Annotated in this window: 12 protein-coding genes; 3 read left to right on the top strand and 9 right to left on the bottom strand. The window is 71.0% G+C overall.

The annotated features are described in order from the left end of the window. Positions 1-59: 59 nt before the first annotated feature. The 6 genes from ftsH to nsdA form a co-directional block, all read right to left on the bottom strand. Positions 60-1970: an ATP-dependent zinc metalloprotease FtsH gene (gene ftsH / locus ABT078_RS04070; protein WP_351223518.1), complete on the bottom strand. Its 1911-nt coding sequence runs from the start codon at positions 1968-1970 to the stop codon at positions 60-62. Positions 1971-2230: 260 nt separating this feature from the next. Next, positions 2231-3781 carry a signal recognition particle protein gene (ffh, locus tag ABT078_RS04065; RefSeq protein ID WP_351223516.1) on the bottom strand — a complete coding sequence of 517 codons (1551 nt, stop codon included), beginning with the start codon at positions 3779-3781 and terminating at the stop codon, positions 2231-2233. Positions 3782-3891: 110 nt separating this feature from the next. Then, positions 3892-6342 carry a [protein-PII] uridylyltransferase gene (locus ABT078_RS04060; RefSeq protein WP_351223514.1) on the bottom strand — a complete coding sequence of 817 codons (2451 nt, stop codon included), beginning with the start codon at positions 6340-6342 and terminating at the stop codon, positions 3892-3894. Positions 6343-6356: 14 nt separating this feature from the next. Then, positions 6357-6695 carry a P-II family nitrogen regulator gene (locus tag ABT078_RS04055; protein ID WP_242330074.1) on the bottom strand — a complete coding sequence of 113 codons (339 nt, stop codon included), beginning with the start codon at positions 6693-6695 and terminating at the stop codon, positions 6357-6359. Then, entirely contained in the window at positions 6692-8047 is a 1356-nt protein-coding gene (locus tag ABT078_RS04050; RefSeq protein ID WP_351223512.1) for an ammonium transporter, read from the bottom strand. Before ABT078_RS04050 ends, ABT078_RS04055 begins: the two co-directional genes overlap by 4 nt. A 350-nt stretch (positions 8048-8397) precedes the next feature. Beyond that, positions 8398-9873, bottom strand: a complete 1476-nt coding sequence (nsdA, locus tag ABT078_RS04045) for a transcriptional repressor NsdA (protein ID WP_351223510.1) — start codon at positions 9871-9873, stop codon at positions 8398-8400. Between the two features lie 441 nt (positions 9874-10314). Here nsdA and ABT078_RS04040 point away from each other — a divergent pair, with 441 nt between their 5' ends. After that, entirely contained in the window at positions 10315-10980 is a 666-nt protein-coding gene (locus ABT078_RS04040; protein ID WP_351223509.1) for a bifunctional DNA primase/polymerase, read from the top strand. Positions 10981-11163: 183 nt separating this feature from the next. Here ABT078_RS04040 and ftsY read toward each other — a convergent pair whose 3' ends face one another. Further along, positions 11164-12387 (bottom strand): signal recognition particle-docking protein FtsY, encoded by a 1224-nt coding sequence (gene ftsY, locus ABT078_RS04035; protein ID WP_351223507.1) that lies wholly within the window; start codon positions 12385-12387, stop codon positions 11164-11166. Between the two features lie 136 nt (positions 12388-12523). Here ftsY and ABT078_RS04030 point away from each other — a divergent pair, with 136 nt between their 5' ends. Both ABT078_RS04030 and ABT078_RS04025 read left to right on the top strand, forming a co-directional pair. After that, positions 12524-13999, top strand: a complete 1476-nt coding sequence (locus ABT078_RS04030) for a cytosine permease (protein WP_351223505.1) — start codon at positions 12524-12526, stop codon at positions 13997-13999. 60 nt (positions 14000-14059) lie between these two features. Continuing rightward, a complete protein-coding gene (locus ABT078_RS04025) occupies positions 14060-15031 on the top strand; it encodes an LLM class flavin-dependent oxidoreductase (protein WP_351223503.1) in 972 nt (323 codons plus the stop codon). Positions 15032-15075: 44 nt separating this feature from the next. On the opposite strand, the gene ABT078_RS04020 is transcribed toward ABT078_RS04025, so the two are convergent. Then, positions 15076-16503, bottom strand: a complete 1428-nt coding sequence (locus ABT078_RS04020) for a sugar porter family MFS transporter (protein WP_351223501.1) — start codon at positions 16501-16503, stop codon at positions 15076-15078. Between the two features lie 223 nt (positions 16504-16726). Continuing rightward, entirely contained in the window at positions 16727-20473 is a 3747-nt protein-coding gene (locus ABT078_RS04015; RefSeq protein ID WP_351223499.1) for an SMC hinge domain-related protein, read from the bottom strand. Between the last annotated feature and the right edge of the window lie 127 nt (positions 20474-20600).

Genomic DNA, 20600 nt, shown 5'->3' with positions numbered 1-20600 from the left:
CGACATCGTGGGCCCGGCGACCGGAATGTGCCCTCACCCCGATTCCGCCTTCATCAGCATCAGGCGGACTCCTCCTTCATCAGACGAGGAATGCCCGCAGTGCGGTACGCCTCGGCCTCCTCCAGCGTCTCGTTCGCCAGCAGCGCCTCCGCGAGCGCGTCCAGCCGGTCGCGGTTGTCGCGCAGCTGGCGGCAGGCGCTCTCGTAGCACTCGTCGACGATCCGGCGCATCTCGTGGTCCACCGCGTCCAGCGTCGCCGGCGCGGCAACGAGGCCGTACGGCTCCTGCGCGTCGCCCGGGATCGCGGTGAGGCGGCCGACGCGTTCGCTCATGCCCCAGCGGCCGACCATGCCCCGGACCAGCCGGGTGGCCTGCTCCAGATCGCTCTCCGAGCCGGTCGTGACGATGCCGAAGACGACGTGCTCCGCCGCCATCCCACCGAGCGCGCCGATAATGCGGCCGCGCAGATACTCCTCCGTGAACGCGTACCGGTCGGCGTCCGGGGTGGAGAGGGTGACGCCCAGCGCCCGGCCGCGGGGCACGATCGTGATCTTGCGGACGGGGTCGGCGCCTGGCTGGAGCATGCCGAGGAGGGCGTGGCCGCTTTCGTGGTAGGCCGTCCTGCGGCGCTCCTCCGGAGGTATCACGAGCGGCCGTTCCGCACCGAGCTGGACCTTCTCCAGGGCTTCGGAGAGCTCGCTCTGGGTGACCTCGCGCTGCTGCCGCTTGACGGCGAGCAGCGCGGCCTCGTTCGCGAGATTGGCGAGTTCGGCGCCCGTCATGCCCGGTGTCGTACGAGCCACTTGCGCCAGGTCGACGGTCTCGGCCAGCGGGATCTCCCGGGTGTGGATCCTGAGGATCGCCTCACGGCCGCCCCGGTCCGGCGGGCTGACCTGCACGATGCGGTCGAAGCGCCCCGGCCGGGTCAGCGCGGGGTCGAGGACGTCGGCGCGGTTCGTCGCGGCGAGCACGACGACGCCCTCGGAGCCGGTGAAGCCGTCCATCTCGGTGAGGATCTGATTGAGCGTCTGCTCGCGCTCGTCGTGGCCGCCGAGGCCCGCCCCTCCGCCGCGGACCCGTCCGATGGTGTCGATCTCGTCGATGAAGACGATGGCGGGCGCGATCTTGCGGGCCTCGGCGAAGAGTTCCCGTACGCGCGAGGCGCCCACGCCCACGATCATCTCGATGAACTCGGAGGCGGAGGCGGAGAAGAAGGGCACCCCCGCCTCGCCCGCCACGGCGCGGGCGAGCAGGGTCTTTCCGGTGCCGGGCGGGCCCGCGAGCAGCACACCGCCGGGCATCCTGGCGCCCATGTCCCGGTAGGCCTTGGGGTTCTTGAGGAAGTCGACGACATCGTTGAGCTCGCCCTCGACCTCGTCGATCCCGGCCACGTCGTCGAAGGTGGTGCGCCGGCCCGCCATCAACTCGACGGGTTTGGGCGGCGCCTTGCGTCCCAGCGCCCCGGCGCCCATCCCGCCGCCCATCCGCCGGGCGAGGAACACCCACAGCAGGACGAGCAGCGCGATCGGCGCGAGCGAGATCAGCAGATTGGCCAGAAAGCCGCGCTGGACGACGACCGGCTCGGCCGTCACGGTCACACCCTTCCGGGTCAGCTGCTGCCAGAGATCGTCATCGGCGAAGGCGGGCCGCTGAGTGGTGAACTTGGTGTAGTCGCCCTTGTCGTCCGGGAGGGGCTGCGCGTTCTTCAGCTGCCCCTGGATCGCGTCGCCCTTGGCGTAGATCTTGGTGACGTTGCCCGCCGTGACCTGCTTGCTGAACTCCGTGTACGAGACCGTCGGCTCGTCGCCGTCCCCCAGGTACGACAGCGCCAGAAAGGCGGCGAGGAAGACGACGCATGCGGCGAGGAGGAGGGCGGGCCAGCCGCCGGGCATCTTCTTCTTCGGCGGCGGAGCTCCCTCCGAGCGCCAGGGCTGGTCGGTGCGGTCACGCGGGGGTACGGGATTGGCCACGCTGCCCTCCTGCTCCGGTGCTCCGCTCGTCAGGCCAGATCTCCTGCCCATGACCGCACAGATCCCGGGTCCCCGCCACCGGGGCGGCCGGCTCCGCCGCGCGCCCCGGTGGACCGGCCGCCGCACGACGGAGGGCCCCGCGGTCCATGACCGCGGGGCCCTCTTCACATACCGTCCGGGCGGATCGGCGGCCGGTGCCGGCCGTGCCCTGCCCGTGTCGCCGGACGCTGCCTGCCGGTGTCAGCAGCTGTCCGCCGCTGTCAGCCCATGAACTTCTTGAACTCCTCCGGGAGCTCGAAGTCCTTGGCCTGACCGCCCGCCGGGAGGCCGAACGCACCGCCCTGGGCGGCTTCCTCGCGACGGGCCGCGGCCGCCTGCTCCTCGGCCTTGCGCTTCATCGGGTTGCCGCTCTTGCGCTTGCCCTTGGCCTGCTTCTGCTGCTTCTTCTGGCGGCCGGGGCCGCCGCCCATGCCCGGGACCCCCGGCATGCCCGGCATCCCGCCGCCCTGCGCCATCCGCGACATCATCTTCCGGGCCTCGAAGAACCGCTCGACCAGGCCCTTGACCGCACTGACGTCGACACCCGAACCCTTGGCGATACGGGCGCGCCGCGAGCCGTTGATGATCGTGGGGTCGTGGCGCTCGCCGGGCGTCATCGACTTGATGATCGCGGCCGTACGGTCCACGTCACGCTCGTCGATGTTGTTGATCTGGTCCTTGATCTGGCCCATACCGGGCAGCATGCCGAGCAGCTTGGAGATGGAGCCCATCTTCCTGACCTGCTCCATCTGCGCCAGGAAGTCGTCGAGCGTGAAGTCCTTGCCCTTGCTGCTCGCCAGCTTGGAGGCCACCTTGGCGGCCTCTTCCTGGCTGAAGGTCTGCTCCGCCTTCTCGATGAGCGAGAGGAGGTCGCCCATGCCGAGGATGCGGGACGCCATGCGGTCCGGGTGGAACGCGTCGAATTCGTCCAGCTTCTCGCCGTTGGAGGCGAACATGATCTGCTTGCCGGTGACGTGCGCGATGGAGAGCGCGGCACCACCGCGGGCATCGCCGTCCAGCTTGGACAGCACGACGCCGTCGAAGCCGACGCCGTCGCGGAAGGCCTCCGCGGTGTTGACCGCGTCCTGACCGATCATCGCGTCGACGACGAAGAGGACCTCGTCGGGGCTGACCGCGTCACGGATGTCCGCGGCCTGCTGCATCATCTCCTGGTCGATACCGAGGCGGCCCGCGGTGTCGACGATGACGATGTCGTGGACCTTCGTCTTCGCGTACTCGATCGACTCCTTGGCGACCTGCACCGGGTCGCCCACGCCGTTGCCCGGCTGGGGCCCGAAGAAGCCCACGCCCGCCCGCTCGGCGACGACGCCGAGCTGGGTGACGGCGTTCGGCCGCTGGAGGTCACAGGCGACGAGGAGCGGCGAGTGGCCCTGGCTCTTCAGCCAGAGGCCGAGCTTTCCGGCGAGGGTCGTCTTACCGGCACCCTGCAGACCCGCGAGCATGATCACGGTCGGGGGCTGCTTGGCGAACCGCAGCCGGCGGGTCTCGCCACCGAGGATGCCGACGAGCTCCTCGTTGACGATCTTGATGACCTGCTGGGCCGGGTTCAGCGCCTGGGACACCTCGGAGCCCAGCGCGCGCTCCTTCACCTGCTTGATGAAGGAGCGGACGACGGGCAGTGCCACGTCCGCCTCGAGCAGCGCGATCCGGATCTCGCGCGCGGTGGCGTCGATGTCCGCCTCGGACAGGCGGCCCTTGCCCCGGAGGTTCTTGAATGTCGCTGCAAGGCGGTCGGAGAGGGTGTCGAACACGGTGGTCGCGGATCCTCAGGTCTCGGGGGCGGGCGGACAGATGTCTCCCAAGGGTATCCGGACGCGTGGGATGGGGTCTGCCCCCTGTCCACCGGCCCGCTCGGGCTCCGTCAACCGCGCAGTGCCGTCTCGAGCGCCCGGGCCACCTCCGCGGCCTCCGCGGACGGCAGTGGGGCACCTTCGGGGCCTGTGACATAGAACGCATCCACGGCATTGGCGCCGAGCGTGGACACATGCGCGCTGCGCACCCGGACCGCGGACGTCTCCAGGGCGTGCCCGATGCGGTGCAGCAGCCCGGGAGCGTCCTGCGCGCGCACCTCGATGACGGTGGCGAGCCGGGACGCGACCGAGGCGACCGTGACCCGCGGCGGCGGCGCCGTGACCCCGCGCCGCCGCGGGTAGGCCGCGTCGCGCTCGGCCAGCCTGGCCGGGATGTCGAGGGAACCGTCGAGTGCGCGTACGAGATCGGCGCGGAGCCGGGCGGCCTGAGGCAGGGAACCGTACGCCGCCGCGACCCGCCAGTTCAGGACGAGGACGGAACCCGGCCCCACCTCGCTCGGCAGCTCGATCGCGCGCAGGTCGGCGGCGCGCACGGTGAGGCGGTGCAGGGCGAGGACGCCGGCGACGGCGGGCAGCACGCCCGGCTGGTCGGGCAGGGCGATCAGCAGCTCCACGCCGACCGGCTCGGGTTCGCCGTCCGGGAGCGGGGTCTCCGCCTGGGCGTGCAGGGCCAGTACGGGCCCGCCGGTGCGCAGGGCCTCGACGGCGAGCCGCTCCTGCTCTGTGCTCGGCGCGGCGGGCTCCGGTGCGGCGGGGGCCTCTCCCGCCAGCACCCCGGCGACCCGTTTGACCAGATCGGCGACGAGCGAGCCGCGCCACGCGGACCAGGCGGCAGGGCCGGTCGCGAGGGCATCGGCCTCGGTGAGGGCGTGCAGCAGCTCCAGGGTGCTCAGGGATCCCACGACAGCGGCGACCGAGCGCACGGTGGCGGGGTCGTCCAGGTCGCGCCGGGTGGCCGTCTCGACGAGCAGCAGGTGGTGGCGTACGAGCGTGGCGACGACGCCCACGTCGTGTTTGTCGAAGCCGATCCGGGTGGCGACGTCGCGGGCGATGGTCTCGCCGGCGACCGAGTGGTCGCCCGGCCAGCCCTTGCCGATGTCGTGCAGGAGCGCGGCGACCAGCAGCAGGTCGGGGCGGCCGACGCGCCGGGTCAGGGCCGAAGCACGCACGGTGGCCTCGACGAGGTGACGGTCGACGGTCCAGGTGTGGACGGGGTTGCGCTGCGGACGGCACCGCACGCGCTCCCAGTCCGGCAGCAGCCGGGTGATCAGGCCTTCGGCCTCCAGGGCCTCCCACACGGCGATGGTGGGTTCGCCCGCGCCGAGGAGGGTGACGAGCTCCTCACGGGCCTCGGCCGGCCAGGGCACAGGCAGTGGTTTGGCGGCCGCGGCGAGGTGCCGTACCGCGTGCAGGGAGAGCGGCAACCCCGACTGGGCCGCGGCGGCGGCCGCCCGCAGCGGCAGCACCGGATCGCGCTCCGGCTTGGCGGTGCGGGCGAGGACGACCTCGCCGTCCATCTCGACGACGCCTTCGGCGAGTGGGGTGCGCTCCGGCTCCGGCCGGCGACCGCCCAGCATGTTCCGCAGCCGGGGACGCACGGAACGGGCCTTGAGCACCCGGTTCACCTCGCGCCAGGTGACGTCGGAGGCGTACGAGACGGTCCGCGCGGCCTCGTACACCTGCCTCAGCAGGGCGTCGGGGTCGAGGAGGCCCAGCTCCTCGGCGACCTGGTCCTGCTCCTGGAGGCTGAGCCGGTCGGTGGCGCGCCCGGTGGTGAGGTGCAGGGCGTCGCGGGTGTCGAGGAGGACGCGCCGTGCGTCGGCGAGGCCTTCGCGGGGTGCGTCGGCGAGCCAGGACGCGGCGACGGCGCGCAGGGCGGTGGCGTCACGCAGTCCGCCGCGCGCCTCCTTGAGGTCGGGCTCGAGCAGGAACTGCAGCTCGCCCTGGCGTTCGGCCCGCTCACGGCACATCTCGTCGAGCTCAGGGAGCCGCTTGGGCGCCTGGTTGCGCCAGTCGGCGAGTACGGCGGTGCGCAGCTCGGAGACGAGGCCCAGGTCTCCGGCGACACCGCGGGCGTCGAGCAGCCCGAGCTGCACCTTGAGGTCGTCGCCCGCGGTCTTGCGGGCCTCGCCCGGGGTCCGTACGGAGTGGTCCAGGGCCAGCCCGAGATCCCAGACCGGATACCAGATGCGGTCGGCGAGTGAGGCGACCGCTCCCGCGTCGGCGCTGCCGTCGTGCAGCAGGAGCAGATCGAGGTCGCTGCGCGGGGAGAGCTCGCCGCGCCCGTATCCGCCGACGGCGACGAGCGCGGCACCGCGCACGCCGATGCTCTGCGCCGCCGTGGTGAAGAGCGCGGAGAGCCAGTCGTCGGTCAGCCGGGCCAGGGCGGCACGGCGCGGCGGCCCGGACCGCGCCTTCTCCTGGAGAAGGCGCAGCCGGGCCGCCGCATAGCCGCTGGGTCCCGAGTCTTCTGCTTCCGTGGTCACATCGAGGCTCGTCACCCAGCAACTCCTGTCTACAGTGCGTCCGGGCCGCGTTCGCCGGTCCGTACCCGGACAGCGGTCTCGACCGGAACGCTCCACACCTTGCCGTCACCGATCTTGCCGGTTCGGGCGGCCTTCACCACGACGTCGATGAGCTGTTCGGCGTCATCGTCCTCGACCAGCACCTCGATCCGGATCTTGGGGACGAGGTCGACGGTGTACTCCGCGCCCCGGTAGACCTCGGTGTGGCCGCGCTGCCGTCCGTAGCCGCTGGCCTCGGTGACCGTGAGCCCCTGGATACCGAAGGCCTGCAGGGCCTCCTTGATCTCGTCCAGCCGGTGCGGCTTCACGACTGCGGTGATGAGCTTCATGCGTCCACCTTCTTGTTCTGCGGTGCGGCTGCCACGGTGTCGGCGGGGGCGGAGGCGGCCTTGCGCGATCCCGCGCCGCCGCCCGCTCCGCTGAAGTCGTACGCGGTCTCGGCGTGCTCGACCTGGTCGATGCCGGAGATCTCGTCGTCCTCGCTGACCCGCATCCCCATCGTCTTGTCAATCAGGAAGGCGAGGAGTGCGGAGACGACCAGAGAGTAGGCCAGGACCGCGAAGACACCGATGGCCTGCTTGCCGAGCTGGTCGAACCCGCCGCCGTAGAAGAGACCCTTGGCGTCGGACTGGACACCACCGGTGGCGAAGAAGCCGACGAGCAGGGAGCCCGCGACACCGCCGACGAGGTGGACGCCGACGACGTCCAGGGAGTCGTCGTAGCCGAGCTTGTACTTGAGGCCGACGGCCATGGCGCACACCAGACCGGCGATGGCGCCGATGGCGATCGCACCGAGCGGGGAGCAGGAGCCGCCGGACGGGGTGATGGCGACGAGGCCCGCGACCGCACCGGATGCGGCACCGAGGGTGGTGAAGGAGCCGTGCCGGACCTTCTCGTAGGCGAGCCAGGCGAGCATCGCGGCGGCGGTGGCGACCTGCGTGTTGACGAACATCACCGCGCCGACGCCGTCGTCGTTGCCGAGCCACGATCCGGCGTTGAAGCCGAACCAGCCGAACCACAGGAGGCCGGCACCGAGCATGACCAGCGGCAGGCTGTGCGGCCGCATCGGGTCCTTCTTGAAGCCGACGCGCTTGCCGATGACGAGGATCACGCCGAGGGCCGCGGCACCGGCGTTGATGTGGACGGCGGTACCACCGGCGAAGTCGATGACGCCCAGTTCGAACAGCCAGCCGCCCGCGCCCCAGACCCAGTGCGCGACCGGGAAGTAGACGACGGTGACCCACAGCGCGACGAACAGGGCCCAGGCGGTGAACTTGACCCGGTCCGCGAGGGCGCCGCTGATCAGTGCGGGCGTGATGATCGCGAACATCAGCTGGAAGACGGCGAAGACGTACACCGGGATGGTGTAGCCGTCCCACAGCTGGGTGAGGCCGATGCCGCTCAGTCCGACGTAGTCGGAGGACCAGCCGATGAGGGAGCCGGAGTCGGTGCCGAAGGCGAGGCTGAAGCCGTACAGCACCCACAGGATCGTGACGATCCCGAGGCTGATGAAGCTCATCATCAGCATGTTCAGGGTGCTCTTGACGCGGACCATGCCTCCGTAGAAGAAGGCCAGCCCCGGCGTCATGAGCATCACCAGCGCGGAGCAGATGAGCATGAACCCGGTGTTGGCGGCAGACAGCGTGGGTGCGTCTGCGGCAAGCGTGATGCCTGGGGGCATCGGCGTCTCCTCGTCGTCGTACGGCCTGTGCGGGGCGGGAGCCTGTTCGGCTGGACAACCGGTGCGGCTGGATCCGGTGCGGCTGCCTGTGGAGTCGGCCGGTTATGCGCCATGAGGTTGGCGCGCCGCGGTTTCCGCCGATGCCGCTCGATGTTTCACCGCAGTGACGAAGAGGTCAGGTGTGTTACGCGCTCATGAACTGAAGGGTCACGGGAACATCACGTGCGTACCCTCTGCGAGCAGTCCGGGAACCTGGCCGGTCGCGACGGTCACCCGACTGACCTGGCGTGGGGGGCCGAGTCGGGCTGTTCGGGGTGACCGTCGCGCCGGGGTTCGGGGGGCGACCCGTGTCAGACCGCCTCGGCGGTCTCGGGCAGCCGGGCCGTGAGCAGATCGGTGAGGCGGACGACCTCGGCGACATCGCCGAAGTCCCTGGCCGCCGTGTCGACGGTCTTGCGCAGCCTGGTGTTGACCCGCTCGGAGCGGACCCGCTTGGCGATGTGCAGGGCCTCCTCCGCGAGCTGCGTGGACTGCTCGGGCTCCCGCTTCAGCAGGTGCACCGTGGCCATGCCGATCAGGTTCAGTGCATACGAGCGCTGGTGCTCGTCGTCCTTGCCGAAGAGGTCGACGGCTCGCTCCATGACGGGCTCGGCGAGCGAGGCGTACGTGGGGCTGCGGCCCGCGACATAGGCGAGGTCGCGGTAGGAGTGGGCGTTCTCCCCGTTGAGCTCGGCCTCGGAGAAGAAGCGGATCCAGTCGGGCTCGGGCTCGTGGGCCTCGAGCGCGTCGGCGAAGGTGTCCTCGGCCATCCGGACGGCCCGCTTGGTCTTGCTGGGCTGGCCCATGTTGGCATACGCGCGGGCCTCCATCGCATACAGCATCGCCTGGGTGCGCGAGGTCGCGCAGTCGCGGCTGCCGTACTGCGCGAGATGGATGAGCTCCAGGGCGTCGTCCGGCCGGCCGAGGTGGATCATCTGGCGGCTCATGGACGAGAGGATGTACGAGCCGAGGGGCTTGTCGCCGGCCTCCTTGGCGGCGTGCAGCGCGAGGACGAAGTACTTCTGGGCGGTGGGCTGCAGGCCCACGTCGTAGCTCATCCAGCCTGCCAGCTCGGCCAGCTCGGCGGCGACCTTGAAGAGCCGCGCGGCGGTGGCTTCGGGCTGGGGCTCCTGGAGCAGGTCGGTCACTTCGTGCAGCTGGCCGACGACCGCCTTGCGGCGCAGTCCGCCGCCGCACTGTGCGTCCCACTGGCGGAACATCGCGGTGGTGGACTCGAGCAGGTCGAGCTCGGGCTTGGAGAGCCGGGACGGACGGCGCACGGCCGCTGCGGAATCGGACGGTCCGGACTCGGCGGCGGGGCCGGGGACCAGCCAGCGCTGCATGGGCTCGATGAGGGCGGGGCCCGCGGAGAGCGCGAGCGAGGTGCCGAGGAAGCCCCGGCGGGCCAGCATGAGATCGCTGCGGGAGAACTCGCCGAGCAGGGCGACGGTCTGGGGGCCGGCCCAGGGCAGGTCGACTCCGGAGACGGAGGGCGACTGGTGGGCCGTGTGCAGTCCGAGGTCCTCGATGGCGACGACGCTGCCGAAACGCTCGGAGAACAGCTCGGAGAGGATGCGCGGGATGGGCTCGCGGGGCTGCTCGCCGTCGAGCCAGCGGCGCACGCGCGAGGTGTCCGTGCTGATGTGGTGCGCGCCGATCTGGCGTGCCCTGCGGTTCACCTGCCGTGCGAGCTCGCCCTTCGACCAGCCGCTGCGCACGAACCACGAGCTCAGCTGCTCGTTCGGGCGCTTGCCGGTGGCCGTACCGTCTGCGCCGCTGCCACTCACTGGAATGCCCCCATCCGCATGATGCCTTCGTCGCGCGAACCCGTATCAGAATGCCGTGAGTTGCTGCCCTCCGTAGGGAGCTTTCACCCCATCGAACGGGAAATCGATTTGCCTCCGGCATACCCACCGGTGCAAGAGATTTCCAGGGTTCGTGTACCGACGGTAATCCTACGATCACGGCTCCGGCCATGGCGATTGCAAAAACGCCACCATTCGCCACCCCTTCGAATGAACTCTCCGGCCACCAGGCGCGATTCACTTGACATGCGACGAGCAGGAGTGGGCGGAGCGTTGCGCGCCAGGGCGCACGCACAGGGACGCACCACCCCGAGTGCCGCGGGGCGCCGCCGGGTCCGGGTCGGACCGGAAGGAATGGGCACTCTGCGTCACCGGACCACTCCGGGTCGTAACCACCGGCGAGTTCAACCCGTTGGAGGGGGCATGGGCTTCACGATCGGCGGCAGCCGGGGCGTCCGGGAGATCCGGACCGGCTCACGGCGCCGCGGCCGCGCGACGGAGTGCACAGTGGTGGCCGAGTACACCGGCCTCTGGGGCTGGGACGTCGTCCCGGGCGCCAGGGCGTCGGCGGGACGCTGCTCGTGCGGGGATCCCGCGTGTGCGGCGCCTGGTGCACATCCGCTGGACTTCGCGCCCGAGGTGCCGGCGGGAGCGACGCTCGACGACGCGACGAAGGCCTGGGCGCAGGTGCCGGGGGCGGCGATTCTGCTGCCCGTGGGGCGCACGTTCGACGTGCTGGAGGTGGCGGTCGCGGTGGGGCGGCGTGCGCTGGTCCGCCTCGAGCGGATGGGCCTCCCGCTCGGGCCGGTCTCCGCGACACCGGCGGGGCGCGCGCAGTTCTTCGTGGCGCCGGGTGCGGCCTCCGAGCTTCCCGAGCTGCTCTACCGCATGGGCTGGGACGACGCGGACCTGGACCTGCGCTGCCTGGAGCCCGGCACCTGCATCACGGCGCCGCCGTCCGACCACGCGGGCCTCGGGCCCTCGTACTGGCTCCGTCCGCCGTCGCTGGACACCACGTCTCCCCCGCCCCAGGCGCGCCTCCTCCTGGGCACCCTGGCGTACATCTGCCACCGGTCCGCGCTGACGTGACGCCCGGGGCCACGAGCCATGGCCGCCTGCGGCGGGCGTTGCCCGCTCCCATCCCCTTCCCGGCCCTGCCGGGCGGGCCCCGCCAGAAGCCTCAGGGCCGGCAAAAGGCCCGGCCCCAGTAAGGCGCCCCGGCCCCCGCGCCCGTCAGGGCGCAGCGGACCGGGGCGGAGCCGCTGACGCGGCCTAGTCGCCGATCAGCGCGTCCACGAACGCCTCGGGCTCGAAGGGCGCCAGGTCGTCCGGACCCTCGCCCAGGCCGACCAGCTTCACCGGGACACCCAGTTCACGCTGGACCGCGACGACGATGCCGCCCTTGGCCGTGCCGTCGAGCTTGGTGAGGACGATGCCGGTGATGTCGACGACCTCGGCGAAGACACGGGCCTGGATCAGTCCGTTCTGGCCGGTCGTCGCGTCGAGCACAAGCAGGATCTCGTCCAGCGGGCCGTGCTTCTCCACGACGCGCTTGACCTTGCCGAGCTCGTCCATGAGGCCGGTCTTCGTGTGGAGCCGGCCTGCCGTGTCGATGAGCACGACGTCCGCGCCCTCGGCGATACCCTCCTTGACCGCGTCGAAGGCGATCGACGCGGGGTCGCCGCCCTCCGGCCCGCGTACCGTGCGCGCACCGACGCGCTCGCCCCAGGTCTGGAGCTGATCGGCCGCGGCGGCCCGGAAGGTGTCCGCCGCACCCAGCACGACCGAGCGCCCGTCGGCGACCAGCACCCGTGCCAGCTTGCCCGTCGTCGTGGTCTTGCCGGTGCCGTTGACGCCGACGACCATCACCACGCCCGGGGTGTCCTGACCGCCCTCGGTCTTCACCGCGCGGTCGAAGTCCGGGCCCAGCAGGCGCACGAGCTCCTCACGGAGCAGCCCGCGCAGCTCATCGGGCGTGCGGGTGCCGAGCACCTTCACGCGCTCCCGCAGGTGCTCGACCAGCTCCTGTGTGGGGGCGACGCCGACGTCCGCGGTCAGGAGCGTGTCCTCGATCTCCTCCCACGTCTCCTCGTCGAGGTGCTCGCGCGAGAGCAGGGTCAGCAGGCCCTTGCCGAGGGTGTTCTGCGAGCGGGCCAGCCGGGCGCGGAGCCGTACGAGACGGCCCGCGGTCGGTTCCGGGACCTCGATCGCGGGCGCCTCCGGCTCCGCGACGACCGTGTCCTCGACCGGGACCGGTGCCTCGACGACCTCCTCCACCGTGGGGAGGTCGACCTCCTCGATGGTGCGGCGTGGTTCTTCCCGAGGGGCCTCCGCCTCCTCGCCGACATGCGGCTCGGCGGGCGGAGCGGTGATGGTCGGCGTGCTCGACGGGGCGGACGGCGGCAGCTGCTTCTTCCGGCGGCTGCTGACCAGGAGCCCGGTGATCGCGCCGACCGCGACCAGAGCGATGACTACAGCAAGGATGACGAATTCCATAACCCGTCCAGTATCGGCCACACCCGGCACCGAAAAGCGTTCTCGGAGGATCACACAAGATAAGCGCCAGTGATTTGAACCTTTTGGGTGGAATGTACGATAGTTGAGTTTCCCCGCCCCGTACGGAGCCCTTTCCATGCCCCACGCCTCCGAATCCGAAGGCGCGATAGAGATCCGTGGCCTCGAACCCGTCCCCGACGACGAGCGCACCGGCCACGTCCGCGAACTCTTCCCGACCTGGGTCGCCGCGAACATCAGTGTGCTGCTGCTGACCATGGGCGCCGGCCTGATCGTCTTCAACGGACTCAACATCTGGCAGGTCCTGGTCGTCGGGGTCACGGCGCCCGTCGTCTCCTACGGGATCGTCGGACTGATCTCCCTCGCCGGGAAGCGCGGCGGCTCCCCCGGCATGGCGCTCTCCCGCGCCGTCTTCGGCCAGCGCGGCAATCTCTTCCCGGGCTCGCTGATCTGGGTGGCCCGCTGGGGCTGGGAAACCATCAACGCCGTCACCGGCGCCTATGCGCTGCTGACCGTGTTGGACCTGGTCTTCGGCATCCGGCCCAACACCGCGCTGATCGTCGTCACGCTCCTCGTCTTCGTCGCCGCGACCTTCCTGGTGTCGGGACTCGGCATCAACGCGCTGCGCGTGTGCAGCAAGTGGTCGACCTACCTCTTCGGCGGCTTCTCGGTGCTCGTGCTCGCCCGCCTCGTCGCCACCACCGACTGGTCGGCCGTCCTCGGCAGGCCCGCCGGTTCCACGGCGATGATGATCGCCGGTATCGGCACCCTCGCGGCGGGCGGCATCAGCTGGGTGCCGTCGGGCCCGGACTTCACCCGGTACCTGCCGCGCACCGCGTCGAGCCGCGCGGTGGTCGGCTCGACGGTCGGCGGCGCCGGAATCGTGGTCCTGCCGATGGTGCTCATGGGTGCGGTGATGGCGGTGGCCACGCCGGACCTGGCCTCGGCCCAGGACCCGGTCTCGTTCATCGGCGAGCTGCTGCCCGTGTGGATCTCGGTGCCGTATCTGCTGATCGCGCTGATCGGCATGCTGCTGATCAACTCGATGTCGATGTACTCGGCCGGCTTCACCGCGCAGACGCTGGGCATCAAGGTGCCGCGCGCGTGGGCCGTCAGCGTCAACGCCGTCATCTCGCTCGTCTTCGGCTTCCTGCTGATGGTGGTGGCGACCAGCTTCATAGGCTCGTTCATCTCGTTCCTGACGCTGCTGGCGGTGGCGTTCTCGGCGTGGATCGGCGTCTTCGGCGTCGACATGCTGCGCCGCCGCACGTACGACGGCGAAGCGCTGATGGACACCACGCGCACCAGCGCCTACTGGTACCGGGGCGGCTTCGCCTGGCAGGCGATGACCGCTTGGGGCGTGGCCCTCGTCGTCGGCCTGCTCTTCACCAAGGTCGACTGGTTCGCGGGCCCGCTGGCCTCGTCCTGGGTCGGCGCGAACGGTCTGGGCTGGGCCGTGACGATCGTCGTCGCGGCGCTGCTGTACGCCGTACCGCCACGCACGGGCACAAGGACGGGCACGGACACGGCCGTCGCGGCGGAGCCTGCGGAGCAGCCCGCGCAGGAGCGCACGCCCGCGACTGTTTCCATCTGACGCAACGTCAGCTAACGTCCCCCCTCGCTACCGGCACCCGGCGGAGGGGGACGTCTCGTCATGGCCTTCACAGTCGTACGGTTCAACCTCGTCGAACCCGCGGCGACTCCCGAGTCCCTCGCGGCCCGCTACCGGGCCGCCCTGGAGATGGCCGCGTACGCCGACGACCGCGGCGTGGACACGATCCAGACCGAGGAGCACCACGGCGCCGCCAACAACTGGCTGCCGTCCCCCTTCGCCTTGGCGGGCGCGGTCTTCGGCGCGACCCGGAGGATCGCGGTCACCGTCTCGGCGATCATCGGCCCGCTGCACGATCCGCTGCGGCTCGCCGAGGAGATCGCCGTACTGGATCTGCTGAGCAAAGGGCGCCTGGTCACGGTCGCGGGCATCGGCTACCGGCCCGAGGAGTACGCGGCCCACGGCGTCGACTGGAAACGCCGCGGCGCGCTCCAGGACGAGCTCCTGGACACGCTCCTCACGGCCTGGACCGGCGAGGAGTTCACCCATCGGGGCCGTACGGTCCGGGTCATGCCCCGCCCGTACACCCAGCCGCACCCGCTGCTGCTCGTCGGTGGCTCGTCCAGGCCGGCCGCCCGGCGCGCCGCCCGCCTCGGGCTGCCGTTCTTCCCGAGCGCGCATCTGCCGGAGCTGGAGGCGTACTACCACCGGCTGCGCGAGGAGTACGGGACGGACGGCTTCTGCATGATGCCGGCGGCGAGCACGCCTCTGCTGCACATCGCGGAGGACCCGGACGAGACCTGGGCGCGGTACGGGGATCACTTCCTGCACGAGGCACGCACGTACGCCTCCTGGCAGTCGAAGGACATCCGCTCGGCGGTGAAGTCGGCGGCGACGACGGTGGCGGGGTTGCGGGCCGAGGGGGTGTACCGGGTGCTCACGCCGGACGAGTGCGCGCAGTTGGACGCCGACAGTCTCGTACTGCATCCGCTGTGCGGCGGGATGCCGGTGGACGAGGGGTGGCGCAGCGTCCATCTGTTCTGCGAACAGGTACTGCCCCGGCTCAAGGGCTGAGCCGGGGCAGTTCCGTGGCGAGGAGAGGAGAGGAGCAGCGGGGATCAGCCCATCTCCTCCAACGCCTTGCCCTTCGTCTCCGGCACCCATTTGAGGATGAACGGGATCGAGAGCACGGCGAAGACCGTGTAGATGACGTAGGCGCCCGACAGGTTCCAGTCCGAAAGGGTCGGGAAGGTCACGGTGATCAGCCAGTTGGCGAGCCACTGGGCCGATGCCGCGACACCCAGCGCGGCGGCCCGGATCTTGCCCGGGAACATCTCACCGAGCAGCACCCACACCACGACGCCCCAGGAGAGGGCGAAGAAGAGTACGAAGGAGTTGGCGGCGAGGATCGCCACGGTGCCCTGGAGGCTGGGCAGCGAGACCTGATCGCCGACTCCGGTCTTGTACGAGAACGCCCAGGCGGCGAGCGCCAGCGAGATCGCCATGCCGACGGAGCCGATGAGGGCGAGCGGCTTGCGGCCGATCCGGTCGACGAGGACCATCGCGATCACCGTGCCGATGATGTTCACGATCGACGTCTCGAACGCGTAGAAGAACGAGCTCTCCGGGTTGATGCCGACCGACTGCCACAGTGAAGAGCTGTAGTAGAAGATCACGTTGATGCCGACGAGCTGCTGGAAGACCGACAGTCCGATACCGATCCAGACGATCGGCAGGAAGAGGAACCTGCCGCCGAGGAGGTCCTTGAACGAGGGCTGCACCTCGTGCCGCATGTTCTGCTCGATCTCGGCGACCCGGGTGTCGAGGTTGACGTCCTTGCCCTCGACGTCGCGGAGCACCTTGCGCGCCTGGTCGTACCGGCCGGCGGAGATCAGGTAGCGGGGCGACTCGGGGATGACGAAGGACAGCAGTCCGTAGAGCACTGCCGGGATCACCATGATGCCGAGCATCCACTGCCAGGCCTCGAGACCGCCGACCTTGCCGCGCTGGTCACCGTCGGCGAGGTTGAGGACGCCCCAGTTGACCAGCTGAGAGATGGCGATGCCCGTGACGATGGCCGCCTGCTGGAAGGAGGCGAGACGGCCGCGGTACGCGGACGGGGAGACCTCGGCGATGTAGGCCGGGGCGATGACCGAGGCCATGCCGATGGCGATGCCGCCGATGACGCGCCACATGGCGAGGTCCCAGAGGGCGAACGGCAGCGCCGAGCCGAGCGCGCTGGCGGTGAAGAGCACGGAGGCGATCTGCATGACGCGGATCCGGCCGATCCGGTCGGCGATCCGGCCGGCGGTGGCCGCCCCGATGGCACAGCCGATCAGCGCGGCGGCGATGACCTGGGCCAGGGCCTCGGAACCGACGTCGAAGCGGTCGCGGATCGCCACGACGGCTCCATTGATCACCGCGCTGTCGTAGCCGAAGAGAAAGCCTCCCATCGCGGCCGCTGCCGCGATGAAGATGACATGGCTGAGATGCTCCGGCCTGGCCTTACGGCCTTCGGGCATCTGCGCCTGCGGTGTGCTGGTCACGTGAACTCCTGGGACCGCCCGGCAGCGGCGCCGGACGTCGTGGGGCGAGCCCTTCAAGTGGCGCACAAGATCAGGCCGCCCACCACCTGAAGGTAAAAACAACGCCGCAGAGACTATGCCTTCAAGTTTCGAAGCCAATTCAGGGGTTCGGGCTGCGAGAGCAGCTCATCGTGGCACTTTTAGTTCAAGTATTGAAGATCTGATGGAGATACGGCGCCCGCGCTCAGCGAAGTCGCTGGCTGATGACCTTCGAGACGCCGTCGCCCTGCATGGACACCCCGTACAGCGCGTCGGCGACCTCCATCGTCCGCTTCTGGTGCGTGATGACGATCAGCTGGGAGCTCTCCTGGAGCTCCTGCATGATCCGGATCAGCCGCTGGAGGTTGGTGTCGTCCAGGGCCGCCTCGACCTCGTCCATGACGTAGAAGGGACTGGGCCTGGCCTTGAAGATCGACACCAGCATGGCCACCGCGGTCAGCGACCGCTCGCCGCCCGACAGCAACGACAGGCGCTTGACCTTCTTGCCCGGCGGGCGGGCCTCGACGTCGACGCCCGTGGTGAGCATGTTCTCGGGGTCGGTCAGGATGAGCCGTCCCTCGCCGCCGGGGAAGAGGCGGGAGAAGACACCCTCGAACTCGCGTGCGGTGTCCCGGTACGCCTCCGTGAAGACCTGCTCGACGCGCTCGTCGACCTCCCTGACGACCTGCAGGAGATCGGCGCGGGTCTTCTTCAGGTCTTCGAGCTGCTCGGAGAGGAACTTGTGGCGTTCCTCCAGCGCCGCGAACTCCTCGAGGGCAAGCGGATTCACCTTTCCGAGCTGCTGGTACGCCCTTTCGGCGGACTTGAGCCGCTTCTCCTGCTCGGCGCGTACGAAGGGCCGCGGCTGGTTGCGCGGATGCTCCGGGTCCTCGGGGAGCTCCTCGCCCTCCGCGGGCAGCGACGGCGGCACGAGCTGGTCGGGGCCGTACTCGGACACGAGGCCCGCGGGCTCGACGCCGAGCTCCTCCAGGGCCTTGGTCTCCAGCTGCTCGATGCGCAGCCGCTTCTCGGCACCCAGCACCTCGCCGCGGTGAACGGAGTCGGTGAGCTTGTCGAGCTCGTTCTTGAGCTCGCGGCCCTCGGTCCGGGCGGCGGCCAGCTCCTGCTCGCGGGCCGACTTGGCAGCCTCGGCCGCGGCGCGCTCCTGCTCGGCGCGGACGACGGAGACCTCGACATGCGCGAGGAGCCGGCGGGCGCCATGGGCCACGGCCTCGGCGACCGCGGCCTCGTGGCGGAGCCGGGCGCGGCGCTGCTCGGCGCGTGCCCTTGCCTCACGCTCGGCGCGCGCCCCGCGGTCGAGCGCGTCGGCGCGGCCGGCGAGCCCTTTGACGCGCTCCTCGTGGGTACGGACCTGGAGGCGGGCCTCCATCTCGGTCTGGCGGGCGTTGGCACCGTCGGCCGCGAGGCGGTCCCGTACGGATGTGTCGGGCTCGTCCTCGACCGGGGTCTCCTCGGCGACGGCGAGCCGCTCGGCGAGCTCCTCGGCCTCGTACAGCGCCTTCTCCAGCGCCTCCTGGGCGCGCGCGGCCGCCGCTGCCGTCCGCTCGGCCTCCCCGGCGGCGCCGCGCGCCTGCCCGGCGAGCCGTCCCAGTTGCTGGGCGACCCCGGCCTTCTCCTTCTCGGCCGCCCGGCGCCGCTCCCCCAACTCCTCGACGAGTCGCCCGCACTCCGTGCGCCGTACCGCGGCCTCCTGCTGCTGCCCGGCCAGCTCCTCGCACCGCACGGCCAGCTGATCGAGCTGCGCCGCGGCCTCGTCGACGGCCGCCTGCACCTCCAGGAGACTGGGCGCCCCGGCCGACCCGCCGTGCGCGAAGTGCGCGCCCAGCACATCCCCTTCGGCGGTGACGGCGGTCACCCCGGGCCGGGCCTGGACGAGATCCTCCGCGTCCTCCAGGGTCCCGACGACCACCATGTCCCGCACCAGCCGCTCCACGGCAGGCATCAAGTCGCGCGGCCCACGCACCAGGTCGACGACGCGAGGGGCTCGGCCCTGCGTACCGGCCTCGCCACGCGGGGCGCCTATGCCGGGCACCTGGCCGCTCCCACCGCTGGAGGCCGTACCGGGGTGCGGGACGCCACCGGTTGCGGCGGGCCCGTGCGCCGACGCCCTCGCAACGACGTCGTTCGCCGGGGCGGCGGAAACCGGGCCGGGCGCGCCCACCGACGGGGCGCCGGAGTCGTCGGGTGCGGGAGCGGCCGCCGTGCCCTGCGCGGGCACGGACAGCAGCAGCGACGCGCGCCCCGCGTCCTGCTTGCGCAGCAGGCGGATCGCCTCCGCCGCGGTGGCGGGGTCGCGTACCGCGATCGCGTCCGCGGCCGCCCCGAGTGCCGCCGCGACCGGGATCTCGTAGCCGGGAGTCACCGTCAGAAGCTCGGCGGCCGGGCCCAGGAGGCCGGAGAGCGTGTCCCTGGCCGAGAGCAGTGCGCCGGTGCCGTCCTTCCGGCGCAGGCCCTGGGCGAGCGCCTCGTGGCGGGCGGCGAGGGCCGCGCGCTTGCGCTCCGCCGCGGTGGCCGCCTCGCGGGAGGCGGACAATGCCGTCTCCGCCTCCGCCAGTTCACGCTTGGCCGCGTCGTGCTGGTCCGCCAGGGCCGAGTCGTCCGCGTCCAGTCCGTCGACCTCGGCCTTGAGCTGCTCGTACTCCTCCTGTGCCGCGGTCGCCCGCTCGTGCGCCTCGTCGCGGGTGGCGGCCAGCCGGCCGATCTCCGCCTGGGCCGAGGCCGCGCGCGAACGGGCCGCGTTGACCTGCCCGTTCAGCCGTGCGAGACCCTCGCGGCGGTCGGCGATCGCCCGTGCGACATCCTTCAGCCGGCGTTCCTCGCCGGCGAGCTCGCGCTCCAGTTCGGCGCGGTGCGCGACGGTGTCCTCCAGCGCGCGCTCGGCCGCCTCCAACGCGGCCTCCAGCTCCTCCTCCTGCTCACGGATCCGGGCGGCCTCGCGCTCCATGTCCTCGGGGTCCCGACCGCGCCGCTCCTCCGTGGGCGCCGACGTCGCACTCTTGACCCTGGCGTCGGCCAGCGACACCGTGCCCCGCACCCGCTCGGCCAGCTGCGACAGTTCGTACCAGGTCTGCTGTGCCCGCTGCAGCCGCGGCGCCAGCCGCCGCACCTCGTCCTCGAGGTCCGCCTCGCGCGACTGAGCCGCCCGTAGCTCCGCCTCCGCGGACTCCTTGCGCTGTTTCAGCGCGGCCTCGTCGGCGATCTCCGACTTCAGCGCCTCCCGCATCCGTACGAGATCGTCGGCGAGCAGCCGCAGCCGGGCATCGCGCAGATCCGCCTGGATGACGGCGGCCCGCCGCGCCACCGCGGCCTGACGTCCCAGCGGCTTGAGCTGCCGCCGCAGCTCGTCGGTCAGGTCCTGGACGCGTGCGAGGTTCGCCTGCATCGCGTCCAGCTTCCGCAGCGCCTTCTCTTTCCGCTTGCGGTGCTTGAGGACGCCGGCCGCCTCCTCGATGAATGCCCGCCGGCCCATCGGATCTGCGTGCAGGACCGAGTCGAGCTGTCCCTGCCCGACGATGACGTGCATCTCCCGCCCGATACCCGAGTCGGAGAGCAGTTCCTGAATGTCCAGCAAGCGGCAGGTGTCACCATTGATCTGGTATTCGCTGCCGCCGTTGCGGAACATGATCCGCGTAATGGTGACTTCGGCGTACTCGATGGGCAGCGCACCGTCGGAGTTGTCGATCGTGAGGGACACCTCGGCGCGGCCGAGCGGCGGCCGCCCGGTCGTCCCGGCGAAGATGACGTCCTCCATCTTGCCGCCGCGCAGGGACTTCGCGCCCTGCTCTCCCATGACCCACGACAACGCGTCCACCACATTGGACTTGCCTGAGCCGTTCGGCCCCACGACACACGTGATGCCGGGCTCGAAACGCAGCGTCGTGGCGGACGCGAAGGATTTGAACCCACGCAGGGTCAGGGCCTTGAGGTGCACGCCCGAGGACTCTACCTTTCGGTCTCGGTTTCACCTATGAAGGTGCAGGGCACATCAGACGGTAAAGCACGGTAAACGCAGCCCGACACCGGGGGAGACAAAGGGGAGAGGAAAGAAAGAAGGGACG

This window comes from Streptomyces sp. NPDC002133 (assembly GCF_040296405.1).
Lineage (GTDB): Bacteria > Actinomycetota > Actinomycetes > Streptomycetales > Streptomycetaceae > Streptomyces.
Note: the sequence above shows the minus strand (reverse complement) of the source record. Positions and strands in the feature narration are given on the sequence as shown.

Excerpts from the sequence above, each read along its gene's own strand:
- ABT078_RS04055 (WP_242330074.1), bottom strand. The coding sequence starts at position 6,695 with ATGAAGCTCATCACCGCAGTCGTGAAGCCGCACCGGCTGGACGAGATC.
- ABT078_RS04050 (WP_351223512.1), bottom strand. The coding sequence starts at position 8,047 with ATGCCCCCAGGCATCACGCTTGCCGCAGACGCACCCACGCTGTCTGCC.
- ABT078_RS04040 (WP_351223509.1), top strand. The coding sequence starts at position 10,315 with ATGGGCTTCACGATCGGCGGCAGCCGGGGCGTCCGGGAGATCCGGACC.
- ftsY (WP_351223507.1), bottom strand. The coding sequence starts at position 12,387 with ATGGAATTCGTCATCCTTGCTGTAGTCATCGCTCTGGTCGCGGTCGGC.
- ABT078_RS04030 (WP_351223505.1), top strand. The coding sequence starts at position 12,524 with ATGCCCCACGCCTCCGAATCCGAAGGCGCGATAGAGATCCGTGGCCTC.
- ABT078_RS04025 (WP_351223503.1), top strand. The coding sequence starts at position 14,060 with ATGGCCTTCACAGTCGTACGGTTCAACCTCGTCGAACCCGCGGCGACT.